The organism is Nocardia sp. XZ_19_231, from assembly GCF_015355705.1.
Lineage (GTDB): Bacteria > Actinomycetota > Actinomycetes > Mycobacteriales > Mycobacteriaceae > Nocardia > Nocardia salmonicida.
The window spans coordinates 698,767-720,226 of sequence record NZ_JACUZI010000004.1; the positions used below are offsets into that span (position 1 = coordinate 698,767).

Consider the following 21,460-nt stretch of genomic DNA (forward strand, 5'->3'; position numbering starts at 1 on the left):
GGCTCACAATGGACACGATCGTGCCGCACGGCCCACCGCCGCGACCATGGGCGAGGGGTGCCTCATGCGGGCAGCATGGTTGTGCTCGTGCACAGTCGAATCGTCAGGCGCGGCAGCGGGTTGCGGCCTATCCTCGGGCCGTGACGGTTGTGGGTACTCAGTCCTCGGACCTGTCGAGTGTGCTCGCGCAGCGCGTGCTGAAGCGTCTCGATGCGCTGACCGCCGAATTGGTCGACGCCATCCGCGCGGGCGATCACGCCTACGCGGAGACGACACTGTTGGCTCAGGAGCAATTGACCCTGGTCGTGCGCGACAATCTCGTCTCGATACTCGAGCAACTGTCCGGTGCCGGGAGCAACGATTTCAGCGCCCCCGCTACCGCCGGCGCGGTCAAGGCCGAACACGGGGTTCCCTTGGCGGCATTGCTGCACGCCTACCGGCTCTGTGGTCGTCTGATCTGGGCGCATCTGCTCGAAGAAGTCGGCGAGGGGCCCAAGGAGTCGTTGCCACAGTTGGCCTCGGAGGTGTGGCGAATCATCGACGAGTACTCCAGCGCCGCCGCCGAGTCCTACGGGCGATACGTCGCCGACCGCGCCCGCAGAGACGGCGAGCATCGCCGATTGATGTTGCGTTCCCTGTTGAGCGGTGAGGGCGAGGAAGCTGCGCTCTGGGAGACCGCTCGCGCCCTGCGATTGCCGGTGACGGGCACGTTTGTCGTGGTCAACGCTGAGGCGTCCGCCGATATCGCGCGCCCGCTCGACGGTATCGAGAAACGTCTGCAGTCAAAATACGTGCATTCGATGTGGCTCACCGAACTCGACGCACAAATCGGCTTGCTCAGCTTCACCGCACCCGGTTCGCGCCGCTGGTTGCCCGAGTTGCTGGGTGAACTGGCCGTGGGGCGCATCGGTATCAGCCGCCCTTTCGCCGACCCGACGCACGCCGGCGAGGGTTCGCGCGAGGCCGAACTGGCTCGGCGATGCGGTGACCCGGGCACGAACTCGGTGAACAGCTACGGTTCAGCCGCGATCCCGTTGCTGCTGGTGCAAGCTCCCCACCCTGGCCGCGAACTCGCGGAACACATTCTGGGCCCGATCCTCGAACTGGCCGAACCCAATGAGCGGCGCACCCTGCTGGATACCCTCGCCATGTGGTTCGACTGCAATGGTTCGAGCACCCAGGTCGCGAGCCGATTGCATTACCACCGCAACACCATTCACCACCGGCTGCGCCGGATCCAGGAATTGACCGGGCGTAGCTGCGCCGATCCGGCACAGGCGAGCGAACTGTATTTGGCTATTCGTGCCGTCGCACTTCTTGGCTTAGATCGCGATTCCGGCTAGCCCCGCGTTGCTGGTGAGACACGCACGCTATTTCATCCGAATCGGGTGAAGCGGCGGGGGCTCGCCGACGGCATCATTCGAAATACATCCGGCGCCTGGGTGTGGTTGCTGTGTTGGAAGGAGCCTTGTAGAACGCGCGAACCGGCGTTGCTCCGTGCGCGTCCTGTGTCTCTACTCGAAGGGATCTCCATGTCGCGCAAACGCACTCACGCTCCGCAGATCGTCCCGGCGTATACCGGGCGGCTGTCGATGGATCCGGTACCCGCGCTGCGGATGCCCGATGACAGTATGGATCCCGATGTCGCCTATCGATTCATCCACGACGAATTGATGCTCGACGGGAGCAGCAGGCTGAATCTGGCCACTTTCGTATCGACGTGGATGGACCCTCAGGCCGAGAAGCTGATGGCTGAGACGTTCGACAAGAACATGATCGACAAGGATGAATACCCCGCGACCGCCGCGATCGAGCAGCGATGTGTGTGCATGGTCGCCGACCTGTTCCACGCGCAGGGTCTGCGCGACGACGACCCGTCCAGCGCCACGGGGGTGTCGACGATCGGATCCAGCGAGGCGGTGATGTTGGCCGGGCTGGCCATGAAGTGGCGGTGGCGCGCGAAGGTCGGCGACGGGTGGAAGGGCCGCACACCCAATATGGTGATGGGTTCCAATGTGCAGGTGGTGTGGGAGAAGTTCTGTCGCTACTTCGACGTCGAGCCGCGATATCTGCCGATGGAGAAGGACCGCTACGTCATCACACCCGAGCAGGTGCTGGAGAACGTCGACGAGGACACCATCGGCGTCGTGGCCATATTGGGCACGACATTCACCGGCGAACTCGAACCGATCCGCGAGATCTGCGCGGCACTCGACAAGCTCGCCGCCGACGGGGGACCGGACATCCCCGTGCACGTCGATGCGGCCAGCGGCGGCTTCGTGGTGCCTTTCCTGCATCCCGATCTAATGTGGGACTTCCGGCTGCCGCGCGTGGTGTCGATCAATGTCAGTGGCCACAAATACGGGCTGACCTATCCCGGCATCGGGTTCGTGGTGTGGCGAAGCCCCGAGTATCTGCCCGACGACCTCGTCTTCCGGGTCAACTATCTGGGTGGTGACATGCCCACCTTCACGCTCAACTTCTCCCGGGCAGGCAACCAGGTCATCGGCCAGTACTACAACTTCCTGCGGCTCGGCCGCGCAGGCTACGGCAAGGTCATGCATTCCCTCTCGCAGACCGCGCGATGGCTCGGCGACCAGCTGCGAGAGAGCCAGCACTTCGAGGTGATCACCGACGGCTCGGCGATCCCCGTGATCAGCTTCCGGCTGTCCGGCGACCCCGGCTACACCGAGTTCGACGTCTCGCACGCGCTGCGTTCTTACGGCTGGCAGGTGCCCGCGTACACCATGCCGGACAACGCCACCGATATCGCGGTGTTGCGCGTCGTGGTGCGGGAAGGGTTCTCCGCGGACATGGCCAGGGCGTTGAGTGATGACATCACCACCGCGCTCGGACATCTCGACGCGCTCAAGCCCAACGGATACTTCGACCGGCTACGTCCGTTCGCGCACTAGAGCGCGCGACACGCGAATGCATGCCACGGGTGACGGAAGCCCAACTCGACGAACGCATGCGAGGCCAACAGAATCCGCTCCCAGCGATTTCAACTCGAACCTCACGCCTGAGTCCCAGCTCAGGGGGTGAACCGAGGTTGCCGGCGGTAGCGGTAAGTGCCCGCGGGTGTTTGCTTCGGCTCAGGCCGGTTATTCGTCACTTGACTGGCCGACAGAAACAGGGCGGTCGGAGCCGACTGGAAGGGGTTAGACAATGAGCACAGCTGACAAGGCCAATAACAAGGCTGAAGAACTCGCCGGTCAGGCGAAGGAGAAGTTCGGTAGCGCGGTCGACGACAAGCACCTCGAGAACGAGGGCAAGGGCGACCAGGTCAAGGCCAATCTCAAGGCCGCGGGGGAGAAGGTCAAGGACGCTTTCCGCAGCTGACCGATAATTCTGTCACTGCCGTCGAGCGGGTGCGCGCCCTACCGGGTGCCACCCGCTCGTTTGTGTCCGCAGACCATCCGACGAACGGCGCGCCCTTATCGCAGTGCGCGATCCTGCTGTCTATGAACATCATTCATCGAGCCATCAGCACACCGTCGAGTCCATAAATGTCGTGACAGCGAGGATCACGACCGCGACTCCGGGCGTGTACCGCGCCAACTGCGCGAATGGCGAGTTGTCTGGCAGCTCAGGGTCTTCGAGGTCTGGGCTCATCGTTTCGAGGTGGAGTCGTCGGCCCGGTCGGTGGTGGCGGCCAGGCTCGCGAGGAGTTTGAGTCCGTCCGCGGCAGGGGTGCCGGCGGGTGCGGTGTAGACGAGCAGGGTGAGGCCGGGGTGGGCGGGGAACTCCATCGCCTCGAATTCGAGGTCGAGGCGGCCGACGGTGGGGTGGTGCAAGGATTTGTTGCCGGTGCGGTGGAAGCGCACATTGTGCGCGGCCCATCGGGTGCGGAATACCTCACTGCGGGTAGACAATTCGCCGATCAGCTCGATGGGGTGCTTGTCGTGGGGATTGCGGCCCGCCTCGGAGCGGAGCATGGCGGCGATGTCGTCGGCGGCGCGTTCCCAATCGACGAAGAAGTCCTGGGAGGCGGGGTCGAGGTAGACGAATCGGGCGGTGTTGGCTGGTCGACGGTCATCGGCGAGCAGCGGTGCGTAGAGCGCTCTTGCCAAGGCGTTGGCGGCGAGCATGTCGTGGCGCGCGTTGCGTACCCAGGCCGGGGCGTCGGTGATGGCGTCGAGCATCTGCTGGATGGACGCGGTGACGCCGGCGGTGGGTTTGGCGCGGCGCTGTCTGGCCGGCGCCGGGGCTGCCGCGTGGGCGAGGTCGAACAGGTGGGCGCGCTCGGCGTCGTCGAGTTGCAGGGCGCGCGCGATGTTGTCGAGCACGCTGTCGGAGGCGCCCGCGAGGTTGCCACGCTCCATGCGCACGTAGTAGTCGATGCTCACCCCGGTGAGCGGTGACACCTCTGCACTCTGTATGGGCTGAGCTGTGAATCTTCAACCGGACCGAAATGGACGTGGTGCTTACGTCGATATTGATCGTGTCCGAGAACGTCCGTACGAGCACCGTCAGCTGACCGCGAAAGTCCCTGGCCGAGCGAGCTTTAGCCAACTATGGCGGCCATGAAATTGCGAAAGATACTCTGAACTAAGATAATTCAGCTCGCTGAGGGGCTGAATATCGAAGTAGTGGTAGCGCGTTTCTAGTTAGGCAGTCCACGGGATGGAAACCCGTCGCTGAAAGTTGACGGGATGGTCCGGGGTGGTGGCACAGACCGGAACGGCCGCGTTGTTGCGGCTTGCGACCGTAGCCACAGGTTGGTTCGGGCGTTATCGGCGTCGACTGCGCCGCCGACCTGGCGATGCTGCGGTGCGAGCCGGATGTGTTCGGATCCGTGGCGTTGGCCCCAACGGTGTCCCGGCTGATCAATACCCTGGCCGGTGATACGCGCAATGCGTTGTCCGCCATCAGTTCCGCTCACGCCACCACACGGTCGCCGACCTGGTGTGCAGTTGGTGAGCGGCACCCTAACACGACGACATCACCGCCACTGATCCGCTGGTCGTGGACTCGGATGTGACTCCGGTGGACGCGCACTCGGACAATCAACACACGACACCGACGTTCAAGCGCGGCTTCGGTTTTCACCCGCTGCTTGCCTTCGCAGACCATGGCAGTGGCCGGCCGCCGACATCCGGCCGCTAGTCGGATTCCGGCGCCGTTGGTTTGTCGGCAACGGCCAAGTCCGAAGCCTGCACCACCGCAGTCGGGTTCGTGAACCTCTGAGCCCCCAGCAATGTCCGATGCTAGTCTTCGTGGCGGGTTTCCAGCCACCACCGGGAATTCCAGGGGCGATCCGGAAGCCAAGTGACGAAGGTTGGGGGGGCGTTGACGGACGAGCCTGATCTGTTCCATCTGGTGCCGGATCTTGAACCGGACGAGGTCTTCCTCCGGCGATTGGCGACCTTCACCGCTCCGATAGCACGTCACTCCAACGCTGTGGTCGATGACGTTGGCCTACTTGAGTGGGCGAAGGCAGTATACGCCGCCTGCGGCGACCTCGACGCCACCGGCGAAGGGCTGACCAGCACGGAGCTGGAAGTCGCGTGCGGCGACGCAGGCCCGGGGTCGTTTGAAGGCAGGCTGGGCCTGTTCAAGGCCATGGGGCTGTTGCCCCGCCGGTCGACCATCCGTTTCAGCGGCGTCTGCTGTTTAGTACGACCGGAGTGGCAGCATTGCTGGTGTACGAGCGGCTGCGCCACGGCGGCGGTGTCGAGGAACTCGTCCTGCTTCTCGACCAGACACGGCGGGACATCACCGATGGAACACTCACCAAGGACGAGGTGTCGACTCGCCTCGCGACGTTGCGCCGGGGTCTGTCTATCAGCGCCGGAGAACTCCTACAGTTGCGGACTCGGCCGGTCGAGGAGTTGATCAGCCAACGTCGTGGCCACCCGGCAGCCGACCGACTGCTGTCGGAGGCACGGCAGTTGGTTGGCGTCGTCGAGGATCGGTTTCCGGAACTCAGCGCCGCCGGAGGGCACCTGATTACCCAGGCCCTACGCTACTCGGCTGCCGCCAACGACCTGGTCGAGCGACTCCTGCGCCAGGTGACCGCTAACCGCGACTTTTCCATGCTGTTGCCCGAGCAGTACCGGTCAGCGGCCCAGTATTCGACGGTCGACGACCTGGCCGCCGTTTTTGCACGCACTGTCTTCGACTTACCGGCCGTCCGAATCGACCCGCACCATCTGCTCGACACGGTCCGGGCGCGTCGACCCCAGGAGATCCGGACTCGGCCAGCGCAATCGATCGACCTGACTGCCGACGACGATCCCGTGGAGCGAGCACGAATACGTCGGGACAACGCCCGTCATCGCCTCGACACCGAGATGCGGCTATACCTGCAGGGTCGAACCGAAACTGATCTCACATCGACGATCGCTGCGGCGGGATGGCCCGGTGCCGCGCGAATGGTGTCGAACCTGCTGGTAGCGGCCGCCGATCCGGCAATCCCCGTCGACGTCGACATGGCTGTCACCATGATTGTGGAGCCGTCGAGCCCGGTTACCTATCTGACACCGATCCAGCTACGGCGTCTCCCGCCCGGGGACCCCGACAGATTCCAGGACGCCGATGGATAAGGCGATCACCTTGGCCAGACTGCGGGCACTGCAGGTCGTTTCACCACCTGTGGACCGACACGAGATCGACGCACTGCGAGCGGCGGCCCACACGGCGGGCCGCCGCCTCATCGAAGTGACGACCGCAGACGGTCAGACAGGCATCGTGGCGGGCTGGCTGCATGACAGCCCACTCGCGATCGATGAACGAGGCGGACCGCCCGGCACGAGCGAAGGTGCGGTGCTCGTATTGGCCGCCTGTGTTCGACTGTGCTGGCCCGATCCGGACAAGCCGCTCCTGCCGGGCACGGTGACGACCGTCGCCGATATCAAGGCATCCTTGTCGAATCTCGGTGTCCACCAGGTGACAGGGGCGCTGAACCGGCTGAGCGCGTGCGGCTATCTCCGTCTGGACCAGACCGGCACGGCCGTCTGGCTCGGTCCCGCGATCGGCCTGTGGCGTGCCGAGGACGTCGCACTGCTGCAGCGCGAATACGCCACACTGCCCGGCCCCCAAGGAACCCGCCCGTGATCGGCGACGGCTGGGAGGCGCTACCTCAGGCACGACAGGCCGAAGTGCTCGCGGCCGTGGCGGCGGTGGAGACCGCACAGGAACCGGTCCCAGCGAACGAGTTGCGAGCACTGTTGGAGCCGGCGCTGCGGCAGGTCGTTGAACAAGTGCTTGCGAGATCAGGCCGGGTGCTCCTCCAGGTCGGCAATGGCTATCTCTCCGGCTACGCGGACCCCGTCGCCGGGGAACTGGCCGATCTCGGGATCGGCATCCTGGAACCCGAACACCGCGCTGTGCTGGCCATGGTGTTGTTGTTTACCGTCGCCGTACCGCGCGCCGAAGGACGTCACCGGACGCAGAACCCTTGGCTGAGCGAGCATCCGGTAGCTGCCTCGGTGCTTGAGACCGGAGCAGTTCGGCCCAGCGTGGTCAAAGCGGCACTGTCGGCGCTGCGGTCCGCCGGGCTCATCCGAACTGTCAATGGCGGCATTGTCCCCGGCTGGGCGTTCTTGCGCCTCACGCCAGGCGCGACGACCGTGCTGTTCGAGGAACTGATTTTGCTGGCCGAACCACACGGCGACCTGGCCATGTCCATTCGACGGCTGCGTACACACGCCGCTGATCCCGATCGGAAGCCTGCCCCATGACCACACAGCTGTCGATCCCGCGCACTGCCAGCCGCGGGATCGTCGGAGACCGGCAGTTGCTCGCGATACAGACTTTCGACGTCGCGCGACTGACCAACCACGCTGTGCCGCTGATTCCTGGCACCTTCATTGCGGTGTCCGGTCAAGGACCCAAGCAGGACTCGAATGGATCCGGGAAGACGAGTTTCCTCGCCGCGGTGACAATCCTCATGGGCGATCCACAATGGCGGCTGGACTCCAACGCCGGCAAATACGCTGTTGGTGTGCTGTTCCGGCCGGATTCCGCAGGAGTGGACCCGACACACGACATTCGACCTGCGTCGAGCGGTTACATCGTCGGTGTGTTCGCCGAGCAGGACCGGGTTTCGGACACCGCCATGACAGTGTGGGTCCGACTGTCGACCTCGACACCGTATATGCAGGCCCGCTGGGGCACCGGGATCCAGGTGGCAGACGCCGAGACCGACGATGAGCGCTTCCTGCAGGCAGACGGCATCTGGCAGGGCCTCAAGACCAACGGGACGTTATCGGCACGGAAGATGGCAGAACTGCTCTACGGCGACGCGCCCCGATGCCTCAGCTACCTCGACACCCCGCTGCGTCCCGCTGTCGCCTCACTCTTGAGCCAACAGATGACCGAAATGGCGCCACGAGACATCGCCGACTCCTTGATCGCTTTGGCCGGATCTAAGGCACACATCGATGAGGAGCGAGATCTGCGCGGCACCGTCCTTGCCCAACGACGTGAGCGAGACGAATCCCTCACCCAGGAAGACGAACAGCGCGCACGCGAGCAAACCGACCTCGACAGCATCGCCGGCCGCGACGCCGCACGCTCCGAACTGGCCGGTGCACTGTCGCACTGGCACCAGTACACAGCGCAGCGCTATCTTGATGTCCTGCGCAGGGACGGCGAGATGGCGGAAAGGATCGGTGACCTAGCGAAACGGCACGCCGAAGCAGCGGGCCACACCGCGGCACTCACCCAGAAACTGGCTGACCTGGAGTCTCGATCCGACCTGACCACCGATGAGCAGCGGGCACGAGCCGCGCGAGACCGCGCGTGCCAACACAGAGAAGGCCTGCAGCAGGACCGGACAGCCAAAGCAACCATCCAGGCCGGCCATGACGCCGAGCTGATCGCCTTGCGACCCATGATCGACAATTGGGACGGCCGCGATCCCGATGAGTGCGAACTTGCCCTGGAACTAGCCCGTGACAACCACGCCGAACACAAGCAACAGCTGAAACTGGCGGAATCCGCAGTAACCGCGGCACGTGAGGCACTGCAACGCGCCGAGCAGGGACGAGGCGGCGACGCCGGGCTCATTATTGACATCCTCCACAGTCAGGCCATCGACGCCACCGCCTTGTTCGATATCGTGGAGCTGACCGAAGACACGCGTGCGGAGTGGGAGCCGCGCTTGTGGCCATGGCGCGATGCGGTAATCGTTGACCGAGACGCTGGCGCGGCCGCTCGGTACGCCGTCGCCGAAATTCCCGGCGCTCAACTGATCTACACCGACGGGGGGCACGCGGTGACCTATGCGGGCGTACGATGCCCGCTGCCCATCGCCACGTTCTTCCGACAGCTCGAACAACGCCTGACACCCGGGATCAATCCGGTCCAAGTCACCGATTCCGCACTGCAGGCCAGCATTATCGGCGACTTCGCAGAAGCCCTCACCGGCCGTGAGGCGCTGCTGGCCAGAATGCGCCGCAGCGTCGCCGAAACCGAGCAGACGCGCGACGACATGGTGGCAGCCACCGAGGTCTCCGACGCGGCAGCGCGGCTCGCCGACCTCCGCTTCCAGGCTGCGCGGGCCGCCGGGCGAACACGATTTCTCACTGTCGAGGTCGAGAGCTTGGCGCGCGAAGTCGAGAGCTTGGACCGCCGGATCGGGGAGGCCATCGCCGCTGAATCCGGACAGATCAAGGCGTGGGAAGAGTCTTACCAACTGTTGACCGGACACAACACGGCAGTCCAACTCAATCGCACGCAGGTGACGCTGCTGAGGGAGAAAGAACGGGAGCTGCACAAGAACCTTGCCGCCCGGCAGCAGGACCGCCAAAACCTCTCGATCGAGCGGTGGCGAGAAGTCTGGGGCGGCGACCTGCAGCAAGCGACCGACCTGGTCAGCGCCATCCCCGCGGACACTCGGCAACCGGTTGAGCAAGTCCGAGTGCGCGCCGTAGAACAACTCGCCCGTGCCACGAGCCTGTTCGGTATCGACGACTCCTCAGCAGCCGACCTTCCCGCAGACTTCCGCGAGGCGGCCGAGCGGCGCCGGACCCTCGCCGCCGACTCTTTGTCCCAGCCACCTTCGGTCGGGTTGGCCGACATCGCGTTCCCGTTGCGCACCCGCCTGGACGGCCAAGCCGGTGCCGACCGAGTGCTGCGCAATCGGATCGAGCAGCAGCGCATGGAACGCAGCCGCATTCACGAGGATCTGGAAGAAAGACTCGCCGACGCCGAACAAAGGCTGCAAGTCGTCCAGGACATGATCGCCCAGCGCGTCGAAGGAGTGCTCAAACGAGTCAGCGCCGCATTCAACCAGCTCGACATCGACCGCGGCGGTTGCGGTGCCGAATTGATCTTCGACAATGTCCGCCCCGCAGGCCCCGGCGAATGGTTATGGGAGGTCACACCCCGCTGGCGCCGCTCGCTGCGCGGCCCGTTTGTGTCCTACCGAGAGGTCGCCAACGGCGCGCAGGTGAAGGTCTACGCGGTGCAATTGGTGCTGGCCGCACTGCTCGCCGACGCCGATACCAGCGGGCGAGTCCTGGTGCTCGACGAACTCGGTAACAGTCTCGGCGAGGTCAATCGCAAGGATGTGCTGGGAGCGCTCAAACGCGTCGCCGAGCGGCAACACGTCACCATTCTCGGCACCTGTCAGGACAGTGTCGTCGCCGACGCATCGGATGTGTGCGGCGCACTGACGTGGTTCACCCACACCAACACCGCCAACGCCTACAACAACCCCACCCGAGTCTGGGCCTTCGACGCTAACGGCGAACGAGTGATCCTTACCGCCGAATGGCTCACAACAGGACGCCATGATGACTGGCCGTGACAATCACTACGGCCTTCTGTTCGGCGAATCCGCCGGTCGAATTCCCGTTCCACTTCCGGAGATGCCGGCGGGTGTCACCGCGTACACCGTCCCGAAATCCGGCGACACAGGTAATCCCAGCGAAAGCAGGATTCCACGGGACCGACGCGGCAGAATCAGAGTCGCCCGTGTGGATCTACTGGCCCAGGATCAACCACGAGCGCTGGTACTGCCGACCACCATCCGATCGCGGGACCTGGTCTGGATCCTGCGCACCGGTACCGGCCGCAGATGGCACACTATGCAGTCCCAATTCGGAGACTCTGCCTGGGATACCGCCATCGAACTTGTGCGATCCGGTGTCGGTGTCGTTCGGTGCACCGTCGATGGATTCGACTATCGACCGCACTCGTTCCGGCTCACCGAGGCATGGGCCGCGGTCGCCGAAGACCACATCACGGAACTGACCGGTCGTGCTGACCCCGACACCGCTCGTAGCGAACTGCTCGACTGCCTGCGCACCGTGCCCGAACTCGCTGACGAGCACGCGCTGCTCGCCGCAATGCCGGCGACTGGTCCGCTGCGCGTCCCGCCGGCGTCACAGGCGGCGACTGCAGCGTGGTCGGTGTACGACTGCGCCGTCCGTGCCGCCTGCGTTTGGTTACCCGACCACGCTGCTGGGATCACGCACACCTCGAAGGCATTAGCCGGATTCGCTTTCCACAACACGAAACGATGGACACCCGAACGAGAAACCGCGTTCGCCAACCTGATCCGGATGCCATTCCATACGGCGGTTAAAGACGCCGACGTCGCTGTCCTGATGCGGGGACCGCTGCAGTGGCGAGTCGGTACGGTAGTCGCCGACGCCAGCGCCAGCAGGCCATGGATCGGCCTTCCCGCTGAGGGCATGCGACTACTGGGCACACTCGACACCTCCGGGATACACGGCGTGCTCTTCGTGGAGAACAAGGACACTTTCCAGCAAGTGTGTGGCCACACCGACATCGTCGAACGGTGGCTGTGCGTGTGGGGACAGGGATATCCCAGCAACGGGTTGGTCGCCTTGCTGACCAGGCTCGACGGCGTTCCGCTGGCCGCCTGGTGTGACCTTGATGCCGACGGCATCGGTATCGTCGCCAACCTGGCTGAACGAGTCGGCCGTCACGTCAATCCGATCGGGATGGATGTCGGATTCTGGGCCGCAGGCCCACATCGCGAGCAAACTCCTGACGCTATGGCCCTTGGCCGTGCCTTGGCGGCAAAAATGGCTGATCACGGTCCCGCTCAGTTGCGATTGCTGGCCGCGTCTATCGCAGAAAACGGTGAGGGACGCGAGCAGGAGACCCTCCATCACGAGGTCCTACCAGGGCTCGGCGCTTGCCTCCGCGAACTGGAAACGGCTTCGACAGCGGGCGTCAACCGACAGTGAGGGGGACTGCTGCGCAGTCAGGTGACCTTCGCACTGCGTTGAGTATCCGGCGTCGGCGCACAAGGAGTGTGTAACAGACATCTCACCCCGGCCAGCAGCGCGCACTACGTACCTCACCTCGTCTGAGCAGCGCGGAGAACACCTAAGAACGCCGCGCCGAGGACCGATACCAGCCCGGTCGGCCGGGCTGTGCATGGGCGGCACGGCGGTGTCGGAGAGGCTGGTCAGGTCACGTGGTAAGCGGCAGAAGAAGATGTTCGTCGGATCGCTTACCCGACGCTTCCCTGCCCAAGCAGTTCTTGGAGGCTGGCCAAGATAGCATCGTGGCAGGAACTAGGTCGGGACTGGAGATGCCTCGCAACAGACGTCCGCAAGATCGGGAAGAGAAACGCGCCGAGATCGTTGTAGCCGCCCGGCGGTTGTTCGTCGAGCAGGGATACAACGCGGCATCGATGACGCGGATCGCCCGCGACGCCGGAGTGGTGTCGAACACGCTGTACTGGTACTTCCAGGACAAGGACGCGGTATTGATTGCGGTCCTGGATGCAGTCCTGGCCGACTCGATGGCCTCCTACAGCGAAGTGCTGGGCTCGGAGCTGGTTGATCGACTGTTGTGGCTCGTCGAGGAATTGGAGCAACTGGGCCGGTTGGTGAGCACGGTGCACACCCGCGCCGAGGAGTCCGCGTCCATTCGGGAATGGCACGAGCAGTTCCACGCACTGGCCGAGGGATTGTTCCGAGCAGAGCTGATCGAGCTCGGCGTGCCCGCTGACGAAGTCGATCCGCTGGTCACGATCGGTGTTTTCGTTGTCGAGGGCTTGCTGACGCATCCGACGGAGCAGGCTCAGCGGCGCGCGGTGATCGAGACGTTGCTGAACAGCGCTCGCAGTCTTGCCGCAGTCGCTGACTGAGTGCCTTGTCTCCGCACGCCGACGAGCCCGGGGGTGGCTGACTAATGCGTGTTGCGGGCGGTGTAGTCGAATTGTGTTGCCAGGAAATAGAGTTGGTCACGCACGACACGTTCGAAGTGCTCGCCCAGGTAGATATCGAAGTGATCGCACGGGTAGTTCTCGACATGCACGTGTGCCAGGCCCTGGGCATGACGCTTCGTGGCCTTCGCGGGCGCGGCCTCGTCGTTGTCGCAGACACACAGCAGGGTCGGAGTGCTGAAGCGGGCCAACGCGCGACCGGGCCGATCGAGCGGAAGACGTAGCACCAGCCGCGCGGCCAGAGCGTTGGCGGCATCGAATTCACCGTCCGGGCCGCGCAAGACACCCCACATGCTGTCGCGACCGACACCGGTCTGGGGTTCTTCCCCGGCGTCGCTCTCGGCCAGCTCGATGTTCTTCGACACCTGAGCCCGCACCGAGGGCAGCCGTTTCAACAACGCGCTGGTGCGCCGCGAGAGCCGAGTCCCCGCGGGCAGGAGCGCGGAAGCACCAGTGAGGGCGTCGGGTGAGGCCACGAACGCGGGCATCCAGGACGTCCCCGCCATCGGCAACAGGATCGGCTTCGCGCCGAACCAGGAACCGACCGTATCGAGGACGCCTGCCACTGTCAGCGCTACCGCGCTCAGCGGGCCGGTCCGGATACGCGAGCGCAACGACGCCGGTCCATCAGTGAAGGGACATTGGGCAACGACCGCCGCGACTCGGGTGTCTTCGGAAGCGACTTGAAGGACATGTCCGCCGCCGAAAGAGCTGCCCCACAACGCGATCCGGTCGACGTTGACCTCCGGCAGAGTGCGTACGAACGCCAGGGCGGCATGCCAATCGGCGCGTTGCCGACCGATATCGAGGAGCTGGCGCGGTGATCCGCCGCTGGCCCCGAGATGGCGGTAGTCGAACACCAGCACCGACCACCCAGCCTCGGCGAACCGTTCCGCGTAGGCATCCAGGCGCATCTCCCGCACCGCCCCGAGCCCGTGGGCCATGATCACCATCGGGCGCGGACCGTTCAGGTCGGGTGTGGTGTACAACCATGCCGCACACTCGTCCTGACCTGAGGTGAACGAGACCTCACGCCGCTGCACCGCCGCCGCATGCCGATCTGCAGGACCACTGATTTCCATGACTCGCGTCCTCTCGCTCACCACCCTTCTTGGATACCACCCAAGAAGCACTCGGGGTTACAGTAGACCTCTTCTTGGATGTCAGTCAAGAAAGCAATAGCATCGAGGCTGGAGCCAGGTCAGCAGCAGTTGGTAGCTGCCGACGGACGCGCCGGCGATCAGGGCGGTGCGAGGGAAGGTGGTCATGGTTGCTTCGTTCAGGTCACGGGCGATGGATGAGGGATGTCAGACAGGTGGTCCGAGCAACTCGCTGCGGCCGGGGATGAAGGCGGGCCGGGCTGTCACGATCTCGCTGCGGTCGCGCCCGGCGAGTACGCGCGCCGCCGCCCGTAGGCGTTGTACCCACAGCACGAATTCGGCGCGGCCGAACAGCGGAAAGGTGGTGCGCCGTGGCATTCGAATCCCTGACATGCCTGGGGCGGGCGCTGCAGCCGCATCGTGAGGCCGTCGCCGCCGAACTGATCCGCCAGACCAAGCTCACCATCGACGGTCTCGACACCGACCCGGAACTCGGCGATCTGCTGGCCGCGAGCATCACCGAAAACGTTGTCACGGTCGTCCACGTCCTGGCCAACGGCGTCGATCCCGTGACCGTCAATCCGCCGTCCACGGCGATCGTGTACGCGCGGCGGCTGGCTCGCGGCGGGGTGCCACTCACGGCCCTGCTGCGCGCCTACGGGTTCGGTCAATCCAGACTGCTGGAGGTCAGCATCGGCCGCATCCTCGACGCGGGCGGACCCGATCAGATGGCGCAGATCGCCGACATGATGAGCTTCGGCGCCGCCTACCTCGACCATGTGACCAAAGAGGTGGGCGCGGTCTATGAGGCCGAACGCGACCGCTGGCTCAACAGCCGCCACGCGGCCCGGCGGGAATGGGTGCGGCGGCTGCTCGAGGAGGCCGACCCGGATGTCGCGGCCGCCGAAGCGGCACTGGGATATCGGCTCGACCAACGCCACCTGGCCGTCGAGCTGTGGACCACACCGCCGTGCACCGTCGCCGAGACGACGCGGGCCTTGGAGCAGGCAGCCCAATTGCTCACACAGGCGGTCGAGGTGATCGACCCGGTGCTCGCCCTGCCCGCCGGTGATCATGAACTGCGCCTGTGGCTCCCGGTCCGGCGCGAGTTCCCCGATCTGTCCGACCTGCGGCTGGACCTGACGCAGGCGCGGCTACCGGTACGAATGGCGTTAGGCGCGGCCGATTCCGGCCTGCGCGGCTTCCGCCGCAGCGCGCGCACCGCCGCACGGGGCAAGACCCTCGCACAGTCGGCTGGTTCGAACGCCCCCGCCGCGGTGGCCTTCGAGGAGATCGCTCCGTTCGCCCTGCTCGTCGACGAACCCCGGGAGCTGGCGGTGTTCGCCACCCGCGTACTCGGTCCGCTGGCCCGCGACGACGCGAAGACCGCGGTGCTGCGCGAGACCCTGGAGATGTTCCTCGCCGAGAACGGCAGCTACGCCCGCACCGCGACAAGACTGCTGATGCACCGCAATACGGTGCAGTACCGAATCCAGCAGATCACCCGCAAATACGGGCTGGACCTCACCGGCGACACCTTCGACCTGCGGTACGCGCTAGGCATCTGCCGGTGGCACCGGACCGTGGCCCTCCTGCCGCCCGGCTGATGCATCCGGCCGACCATCACCCTCCTGCCGGCACACGGGGTTGGGCGCGGCGGATGAATCGCGCGCCATCCTCTGTGCGCGGCGCACAGACCTCCGGCTGGGCGCTGGTCGGCCCGGATATCGCGTGGTGTCATGTGGCCACCGCCACTGTTTCCCAGGAAGGTCCGCATGTCCCGCCGCGCCATATTCATCACCGGAACCGCCGCCGGGATCGGCCGCGTCATGGCGGCGGTGCGCAGCTTGACCGAAGCGCTCGACCTGGAATGGCGCTCCCACGGCATCGCGGTTCATGACATCATGCCGCTGTACGTGTCCACCAGCATGATCGACGACGCCCCCGTGGCTGAATCGGTGCGCACGCCGGGCGTGCACCGGACCGCCGATGATGTCGCGGATCAGTTGTGGCGCAAGGTGATTCGGCCGCGCACCGGATTCCCGCACGTGCTGGTCGGTACTCGGACCAAGGTGGCGCACGCGGTCCAGAAACTCGCACCCGCCGGCTGACCCTACTGGTGATGGGCCGGGTCACCGGCGTGGACGACCTGTCCCGCCGGTCGCGATAACGTCGATTCCATTCTTCCCGAAGGATTACACTTTCATGGCTTTCCTGTCTCCGCGTCTGCCCGATCTCGACTACGAAAGCTGGCGGCGCGGCACCCGCATGCAGCGGCTGCGGCCGATCGTGCTGGACTGGGCCTCCGCGGGGGCCGGCACCCCGGATGCGGTCCTGCTCGGGTACGTAGTGAAGATCGTTCTCTATGTCGCGGTGGCGATCGGAATCGGCTGGGCCACGCCAGGTCTCGGCACACCGACGCAGTTCTTCGACTGGTGGGGCGAACCGCTGTTCCTCCAGAAGCTGGTGGTGTGGACGCTGTTGTTCGAGGTGCTCGGCCTCGGCTGCGGGTTCGGGCCGTTGACACTGCGTTTCCTGCCGCCGATCGGCGGGCCGCTGTACTGGCTTCGACCCGGCACCATCCGGCTGCCCCCATGGCCGGAGCGGGTACCCGGCACACGCGGCAGCACCCGCACACCGCTGGATGTTGCGCTGTATGTCGGCGTGCTGGCGGCCGCCGTCTTCGCCCTGACCTCCCCCGCCACCGAACCCACCGCCCTTGGCGAGGTGCCTGCGTTGGCCCCGGCGCGGCTGCTGCCCATCCTGGTACTCCTGGCGCTGACCGGGCTGCGCGACAAGGCGATCTTCCTGGCCGCGCGCACCGAGGTGTACGGCAGCTTCCTCGTGATGCTGATGCTGCCGGGCACGGACGGGCTGGTGGGCGCGAAACTCGTGATGCTGGCCATTTGGTGGGGTGCGGCGGTGTCGAAGTTCAATCACCACTTCCCGTACGTCGTGGCGGTGATGATGAGCAACAACCCGATCGTCCGCAGCACCGCACTCAAGCGAAAGCTATACCGCGACTTCCCGAATGACCTACGGCCGTCGAAGGTTTCGGCGTTTCTTGCGCACGGAACCGGCACCACCTTCGAGATCGTCATGCCTGCGGTGATCTACCTCGCGCACGGCAGCAAGCTCGCGATCGCGGCGGCAATCCTGTTCACCGTATTCCATCTGAACATCCTGACCAGCCTGCCCATCGGGGTGCCGCTGGAGTGGAACGTCTTCATGATCATGGGTACGTGGATCCTGTTCGTGGACCACGGTTCCCTGAGCCTCAGTGACCTGACAGGGCCGTGGGCGCTGCTGTTCATCGCCGCGCTGGTGGCCTTGGTCGCATACGGCAACTTCGTGCCGAAGCACACCTCGTTCCTGATGTCCATGCGCTACTACGCTGGCAACTGGCCGACCGGCCTGTGGCTGTTCGCGCCGAGCGCGTTGGAGAAGTGGGACAGCGGCCTGGTCAAGTCCTCACAGTTCCCCGCGCAGCAGCTCACGCGCCTCTATGACGAGACCGCGGCGGAATACTTCGACCACCGGCAGTATGCCTTCCGCTCGATGCACACGCACGGCCGCGCCCTCTACGGCCTCATCCCCCGCGCCGGGGGCGCCGACCACGAGCGTTACCGGGTGGTCGAGGGCGAGATAGTGGCGGGGTCGGCGATCGGATGGAACTTCGGCGACGGGCACCTGCACAACGAACAACTCATCACCGCCGTGCAGCAACGCTGCCGATTCGAGCCGGGTGAACTGCGGGTGATCGTGCTGGAATCGCAGCCCATGCACCGGCAGCGGCAGGAATACCGCCTGATCGACGCCGCCACCGGCACCTTCGAGATCGGCCATGTGGAAGTGTCGGACATGCTCACCGGACAACCCTGGGACGGAACGATTCCGGTGCATGTGCACGCCACTGGAAAAGGTGCGGCATGACCACCGCCATTGTCGTCGGGTCGGGCCCCAACGGGCTCGCCGCGGGCATCACGCTGGCGCGCCACGGTGTCGACGTGACCGTGCTCGAGGCCACCGACACCCTCGGCGGCGGCACCGCCAGCGGTGAGTACACGCTGCCGGGGCTGCTGCACGACCACTGCTCGGCGGTGCATCCCTTCGCGGCGGCCTCACCGTTGCTGCGATCACTCGAGCTCGAAAAGTTCGGGCTCCGTTGGCGTTACGCGCCCGTGGATTTGGCGCACCCGCTCGTCGGGGGGCGGGCTGGTGTGCTCGTACGGTCTGTGGAAGACACCGCCCTCGGGCTGGGCGTCGACGCTCACCGCTGGCATCGGTTCTACCAGCCGCTGTCGGAGCGCATCGACGATCTCATCGACGAGATGTTCCAGCCGCCCGCGCACCTGCCACGGCATCCGATCAGCCTAACGCGCTTGGGTATCCCCGCACTGGCGTCGGCGTCGCTACTGGCCCGGCTGTGGCGCACCGAGGAGGCGAAAGCGCTGTTCGGCGGCGCGTGCGCGCATTCGTTCAGGCCCTTGACGGCGCCCACCTCGGCGGCATTGGGCGTCATGTTCGTCGCGGTGAACCAGCGCTACGGCTGGCCGGTGGCCTCAGGAGGATCACAGTCCATCGCCGAAGCCCTCGCGGCACTGCTGAAATCGCTCGGCGGGAAGATCGAGACAGGTGTACGCGTCACCGCCATGTCGCAGCTGACGCCAGCCGATATGGTGCTGTTCAATCTGGGCCCGCACGCTGTCGCCGACCTGCTCGAAGACCGGATGCCGCACCGTGTTCAGCGCGCCTACCGGCGCTACCGCTACGGACCCGGCGCGTTCAAACTGGATCTGGCAGTACAGGGCGGCATCCCGTGGACCGACGAGCGATGCGGTCAGGCCGGAACCGTCCATGTCGCGGGATCTTTTGCGGAGATGGTCGTCTCCGAGCGCGAGACCAACGCCGGGCGCATGCCCGAGAGGCCGTTCATCATCGTGGGCCAGCAGTACCTGGCGGACCCGGGCCGGTCCCAAGGCGATCTGCACCCGATCTACGCCTACGCCCATGTGCCACACGGATTCACCGGTGACGCCACCGAAGCCATCCTGCGCCAAATCGAACGGTTCGCGCCCGGCTTCCGGGATCGCATCGTCGCACACTCGGTGACCACGACCGCGGATCTGATCGCCACCAACCCGAATTTCGTCGGCGGCGATGTTATCGGCGGCGCGGCAACGCCTTTCCAGCTGCTCACCCGGCCGCGCGTCGCCCTCGACCCCTATTACACCGGTGTGCCGGGCATGTTCATCGCCTCGGCCGCCGCGCCGCCCGGTGCGGGCGCACACGGCATGGCAGGCCACAACGCCGCCCTGTCGGCCTTACGTCGCGCCGGAATACCACTGCTGCACAACGACTTCGAGAAGGCTCACCGCCATGCGTGAATACAATGTCCCCGCCACCTACTCCATCGCCGATGACCATTTCATGGGCGATCCCGTGCTGCGCAACGAACGTAACCACCCCGGCGCCGTGCTGTTCCTGATCCCGACCGCCGACGGCGGCTGGTCGGAGCTGACCGCCGCTGAATTCGCCCGCGAGGTGCGGGCCGTTGCGAAGGGCCTGATCGCGGCCGGACTCGAAGTGGGCGACCGGGTTTCGCTGATGAGCGATACCCGCTACGAGTGGATTCTGCTCGACTACGCCATCTGGTTCGCCGGCGGCGTGACCGTGGCCATCTACGCCTCCTCGGCGGCGGATCAGGTGCGCTGGGTGGTCGAAGACTCCGGATCGGAGCTGCTGGTCGTGGAAACCGGCGCACACCTCGCGATCGCCGAGCAGGCCATCGCGGGCCTGCCCGTGCGGGAAACCCTGCACATCGACGGCGGCGCGATCACCGAGCTGATCACTCGCGGCGCGGAGGTGCCCGACAACGAATTGGATACCCGCCGTGCCCGACTCGGCGCGAACTCGGACGCACTGGTCATCTACACCTCCGGCACCACCGGCAAGCCCAAGGGTGTGCCGCTGACCCACGGCAATCTGGCCGCCATGGCCGAGTGCGCGCCCGCCCGTGTGCCCGAACTGCTGCGTCCGAACGGTCGCACGCTGCTGTTCCTGCCGCTGGCCCACATCCTCGCGCACGCCACCTCGCTGGCGGCCGTGGAACACCGTTTCACCGTGGCCCACACCAGTGATTGGACCGACCTGCCCGCCAAGTTCACCGCCCTGCGGCCCACCGGACTCGTCGCGGTGCCGCGGGTTTTCGAGAAGGTCTACAACGGGGCCAAACAGAAGGCGCACGACAACGGTAAGGGCGCGATCTTCGACCGGGCCTCCGACGTCGCCATCGCCTGGAGCCGGTCCCTCGACGCCGGCGGTCCGGGCCTGCTGCTGCGATTGCAACATCTGTTGTTCGACAAGCTCGTTTACGGGAAGCTGCGGGCGGCGCTCGGCGGCCAATGCGCGCACGCCATTTCCGGCGGCGCACCGTTGGGTGCGTGGCTGGCGCACTTCTACCGTGGCGTGGGCGTCAATATTGCCGAGGGGTACGGACTTACCGAAACCACCGCGGCCATCACGCTCAACGGCAACCAACCGCGCAGCCAGCGGCTGGGCAGCGTCGGTCGCCCGTTCGACGGCCACACCGTGCGGCTGGCTGATGACGGTGAACTCCTCGTGCGCGGACCCGTTGTGTTCCAGGGTTATTGGCGCAACCCGCAGGCGACTGCGGAGTCCTTCACCGACGGCTGGTTCCACACCGGCGACCTGGCAGCCCTCGACGCCGACGGCTACGTCACCATCACCGGCCGCAAGAAGGAAATCCTCGTCACCGCCGCAGGCAAGAACGTCTCGCCGGCCCCGCTCGAAGACGGCCTGCGTGCGTACCCGCTGATCAGCCAGTGCATGGTGATCGGCGACGCCCAGCCGTTCATCGCGGCCCTGATCACCCTGGACCGCGACGCGCTGCCCGGCTGGCGCGAGCGGCACGGACTCGACGGGGGAACGAGCGTGGCGGATCTGATCTCGCATCCCGACCTGATAGCCGAGATCAACGCCGCGGTCGCCCAGGTCAATGCCAGGGTCTCCAAGGCCGAGCAGATCAAGAAGATTCGCATCCTCGACGGCGAATGGTCGCAGGAGACAGGCGAACTCACCCCGAAGCTCTCTCTCAAACGCCTCGCCGTGCTGAAACGACACGCGGTCGAGATCGACGCGCTCTACGCGTGAACCTGCTACCACTCCCGCCCGAAGCAAA

The 21,460-nt window shown here is 65.6% G+C and carries 16 protein-coding genes and 1 pseudogene; 14 read left to right on the plus strand and 3 right to left on the minus strand.

All coding sequences use genetic code 11. From position 1 onward, the window contains the following. The first annotated feature begins 140 nt into the window (after nt 1-140). The 3 genes from IBJ82_RS35415 to IBJ82_RS21795 all read left to right on the plus strand — a co-directional run bounded on the left by IBJ82_RS35415 (nt 141) and on the right by IBJ82_RS21795 (nt 3,342). A complete protein-coding gene (locus IBJ82_RS35415) occupies nt 141-1,343 on the plus strand; it encodes a helix-turn-helix domain-containing protein (protein ID WP_194827784.1) in 1,203 nt (400 codons plus the stop codon). A 189-nt stretch (nt 1,344-1,532) separates the two neighbouring features. Beyond that, a complete protein-coding gene (locus IBJ82_RS21790; protein ID WP_194827785.1) occupies nt 1,533-2,915 on the plus strand; it encodes a glutamate decarboxylase in 1,383 nt (460 codons plus the stop codon). Nucleotides 2,916-3,168: 253 nt separating this feature from the next. Further along, the gene (locus IBJ82_RS21795) at nt 3,169-3,342 is read left to right on the plus strand and encodes a CsbD family protein (protein ID WP_194827786.1); all 174 of its coding nucleotides are present in this window, start codon (nt 3,169-3,171) and stop codon (nt 3,340-3,342) included. A gap of 269 nt (nt 3,343-3,611) precedes the next feature. On the opposite strand, the pseudogene IBJ82_RS21800 reads toward IBJ82_RS21795, so the two are convergent. Then, nucleotides 3,612-4,370 (minus strand): annotated as a pseudogene (locus IBJ82_RS21800) (helix-turn-helix transcriptional regulator); the annotation flags it as partial. A 1,260-nt stretch (nt 4,371-5,630) separates the two neighbouring features. Between IBJ82_RS21800 and IBJ82_RS21810 the strand changes: the two are divergent. From IBJ82_RS21810 to IBJ82_RS21835, 6 genes are all read left to right on the plus strand, one after another. Continuing rightward, nucleotides 5,631-6,548, plus strand: a complete 918-nt coding sequence (locus tag IBJ82_RS21810) for a hypothetical protein (RefSeq protein WP_194827788.1) — start codon at nt 5,631-5,633, stop codon at nt 6,546-6,548. Further along, nucleotides 6,541-7,059: a hypothetical protein gene (locus IBJ82_RS21815; RefSeq protein ID WP_194827789.1), complete on the plus strand. Its 519-nt coding sequence runs from the start codon at nt 6,541-6,543 to the stop codon at nt 7,057-7,059. The genes IBJ82_RS21810 and IBJ82_RS21815 overlap by 8 nt, the downstream gene beginning before the upstream one ends. Next, on the plus strand, nt 7,056-7,685 hold the full coding sequence (locus IBJ82_RS21820) for a hypothetical protein (RefSeq protein ID WP_194827790.1): 630 nt from the start codon (nt 7,056-7,058) through the stop codon (nt 7,683-7,685). Before IBJ82_RS21815 ends, IBJ82_RS21820 begins: the two co-directional genes overlap by 4 nt. Next, nucleotides 7,682-10,759, plus strand: a complete 3,078-nt coding sequence (locus IBJ82_RS21825) for a hypothetical protein (protein WP_194827791.1) — start codon at nt 7,682-7,684, stop codon at nt 10,757-10,759. The genes IBJ82_RS21820 and IBJ82_RS21825 overlap by 4 nt, the downstream gene beginning before the upstream one ends. A gap of 169 nt (nt 10,760-10,928) precedes the next feature. Next, entirely contained in the window at nt 10,929-12,170 is a 1,242-nt protein-coding gene (locus IBJ82_RS21830; RefSeq protein WP_194827792.1) for a Wadjet anti-phage system protein JetD domain-containing protein, read from the plus strand. A 350-nt stretch (nt 12,171-12,520) separates the two neighbouring features. Next, on the plus strand, nt 12,521-13,081 hold the full coding sequence (locus IBJ82_RS21835) for a TetR/AcrR family transcriptional regulator (protein WP_194827793.1): 561 nt from the start codon (nt 12,521-12,523) through the stop codon (nt 13,079-13,081). Between the two features lie 41 nt (nt 13,082-13,122). Here the strand turns inward: IBJ82_RS21835 and IBJ82_RS21840 are convergent, their stop codons facing one another. Further along, entirely contained in the window at nt 13,123-14,241 is a 1,119-nt protein-coding gene (locus tag IBJ82_RS21840; protein WP_194827794.1) for an alpha/beta hydrolase, read from the minus strand. Between the two features lie 225 nt (nt 14,242-14,466). Then, nucleotides 14,467-14,637 (minus strand): hypothetical protein, encoded by a 171-nt coding sequence (locus IBJ82_RS21845; RefSeq protein ID WP_194827795.1) that lies wholly within the window; start codon nt 14,635-14,637, stop codon nt 14,467-14,469. On the opposite strand from IBJ82_RS21845, the gene IBJ82_RS21850 reads away from it, so the two are divergent. The 5 genes from IBJ82_RS21850 (at nt 14,631) to IBJ82_RS21870 (ending at nt 21,432) form a co-directional block, all read left to right on the plus strand. Further along, nucleotides 14,631-15,866 (plus strand): helix-turn-helix domain-containing protein, encoded by a 1,236-nt coding sequence (locus IBJ82_RS21850; protein ID WP_194827796.1) that lies wholly within the window; start codon nt 14,631-14,633, stop codon nt 15,864-15,866. The genes IBJ82_RS21845 and IBJ82_RS21850 overlap by 7 nt on opposite strands. Nucleotides 15,867-16,034: 168 nt before the next feature. Beyond that, nucleotides 16,035-16,370 (plus strand): hypothetical protein, encoded by a 336-nt coding sequence (locus IBJ82_RS21855; RefSeq protein WP_194827797.1) that lies wholly within the window; start codon nt 16,035-16,037, stop codon nt 16,368-16,370. 94 nt (nt 16,371-16,464) lie between these two features. Then, nucleotides 16,465-18,192, plus strand: a complete 1,728-nt coding sequence (locus IBJ82_RS21860; RefSeq protein WP_194827798.1) for a DUF3556 domain-containing protein — start codon at nt 16,465-16,467, stop codon at nt 18,190-18,192. Next, complete coding sequence (locus IBJ82_RS21865; protein WP_194827799.1) at nt 18,189-19,646, plus strand: NAD(P)/FAD-dependent oxidoreductase; 1,458 nt, start codon at nt 18,189-18,191, stop codon at nt 19,644-19,646. The genes IBJ82_RS21860 and IBJ82_RS21865 overlap by 4 nt, the downstream gene beginning before the upstream one ends. Next, entirely contained in the window at nt 19,639-21,432 is a 1,794-nt protein-coding gene (locus tag IBJ82_RS21870; RefSeq protein ID WP_194827800.1) for a long-chain fatty acid--CoA ligase, read from the plus strand. Before IBJ82_RS21865 ends, IBJ82_RS21870 begins: the two co-directional genes overlap by 8 nt. Nucleotides 21,433-21,460 lie beyond the last annotated feature (28 nt).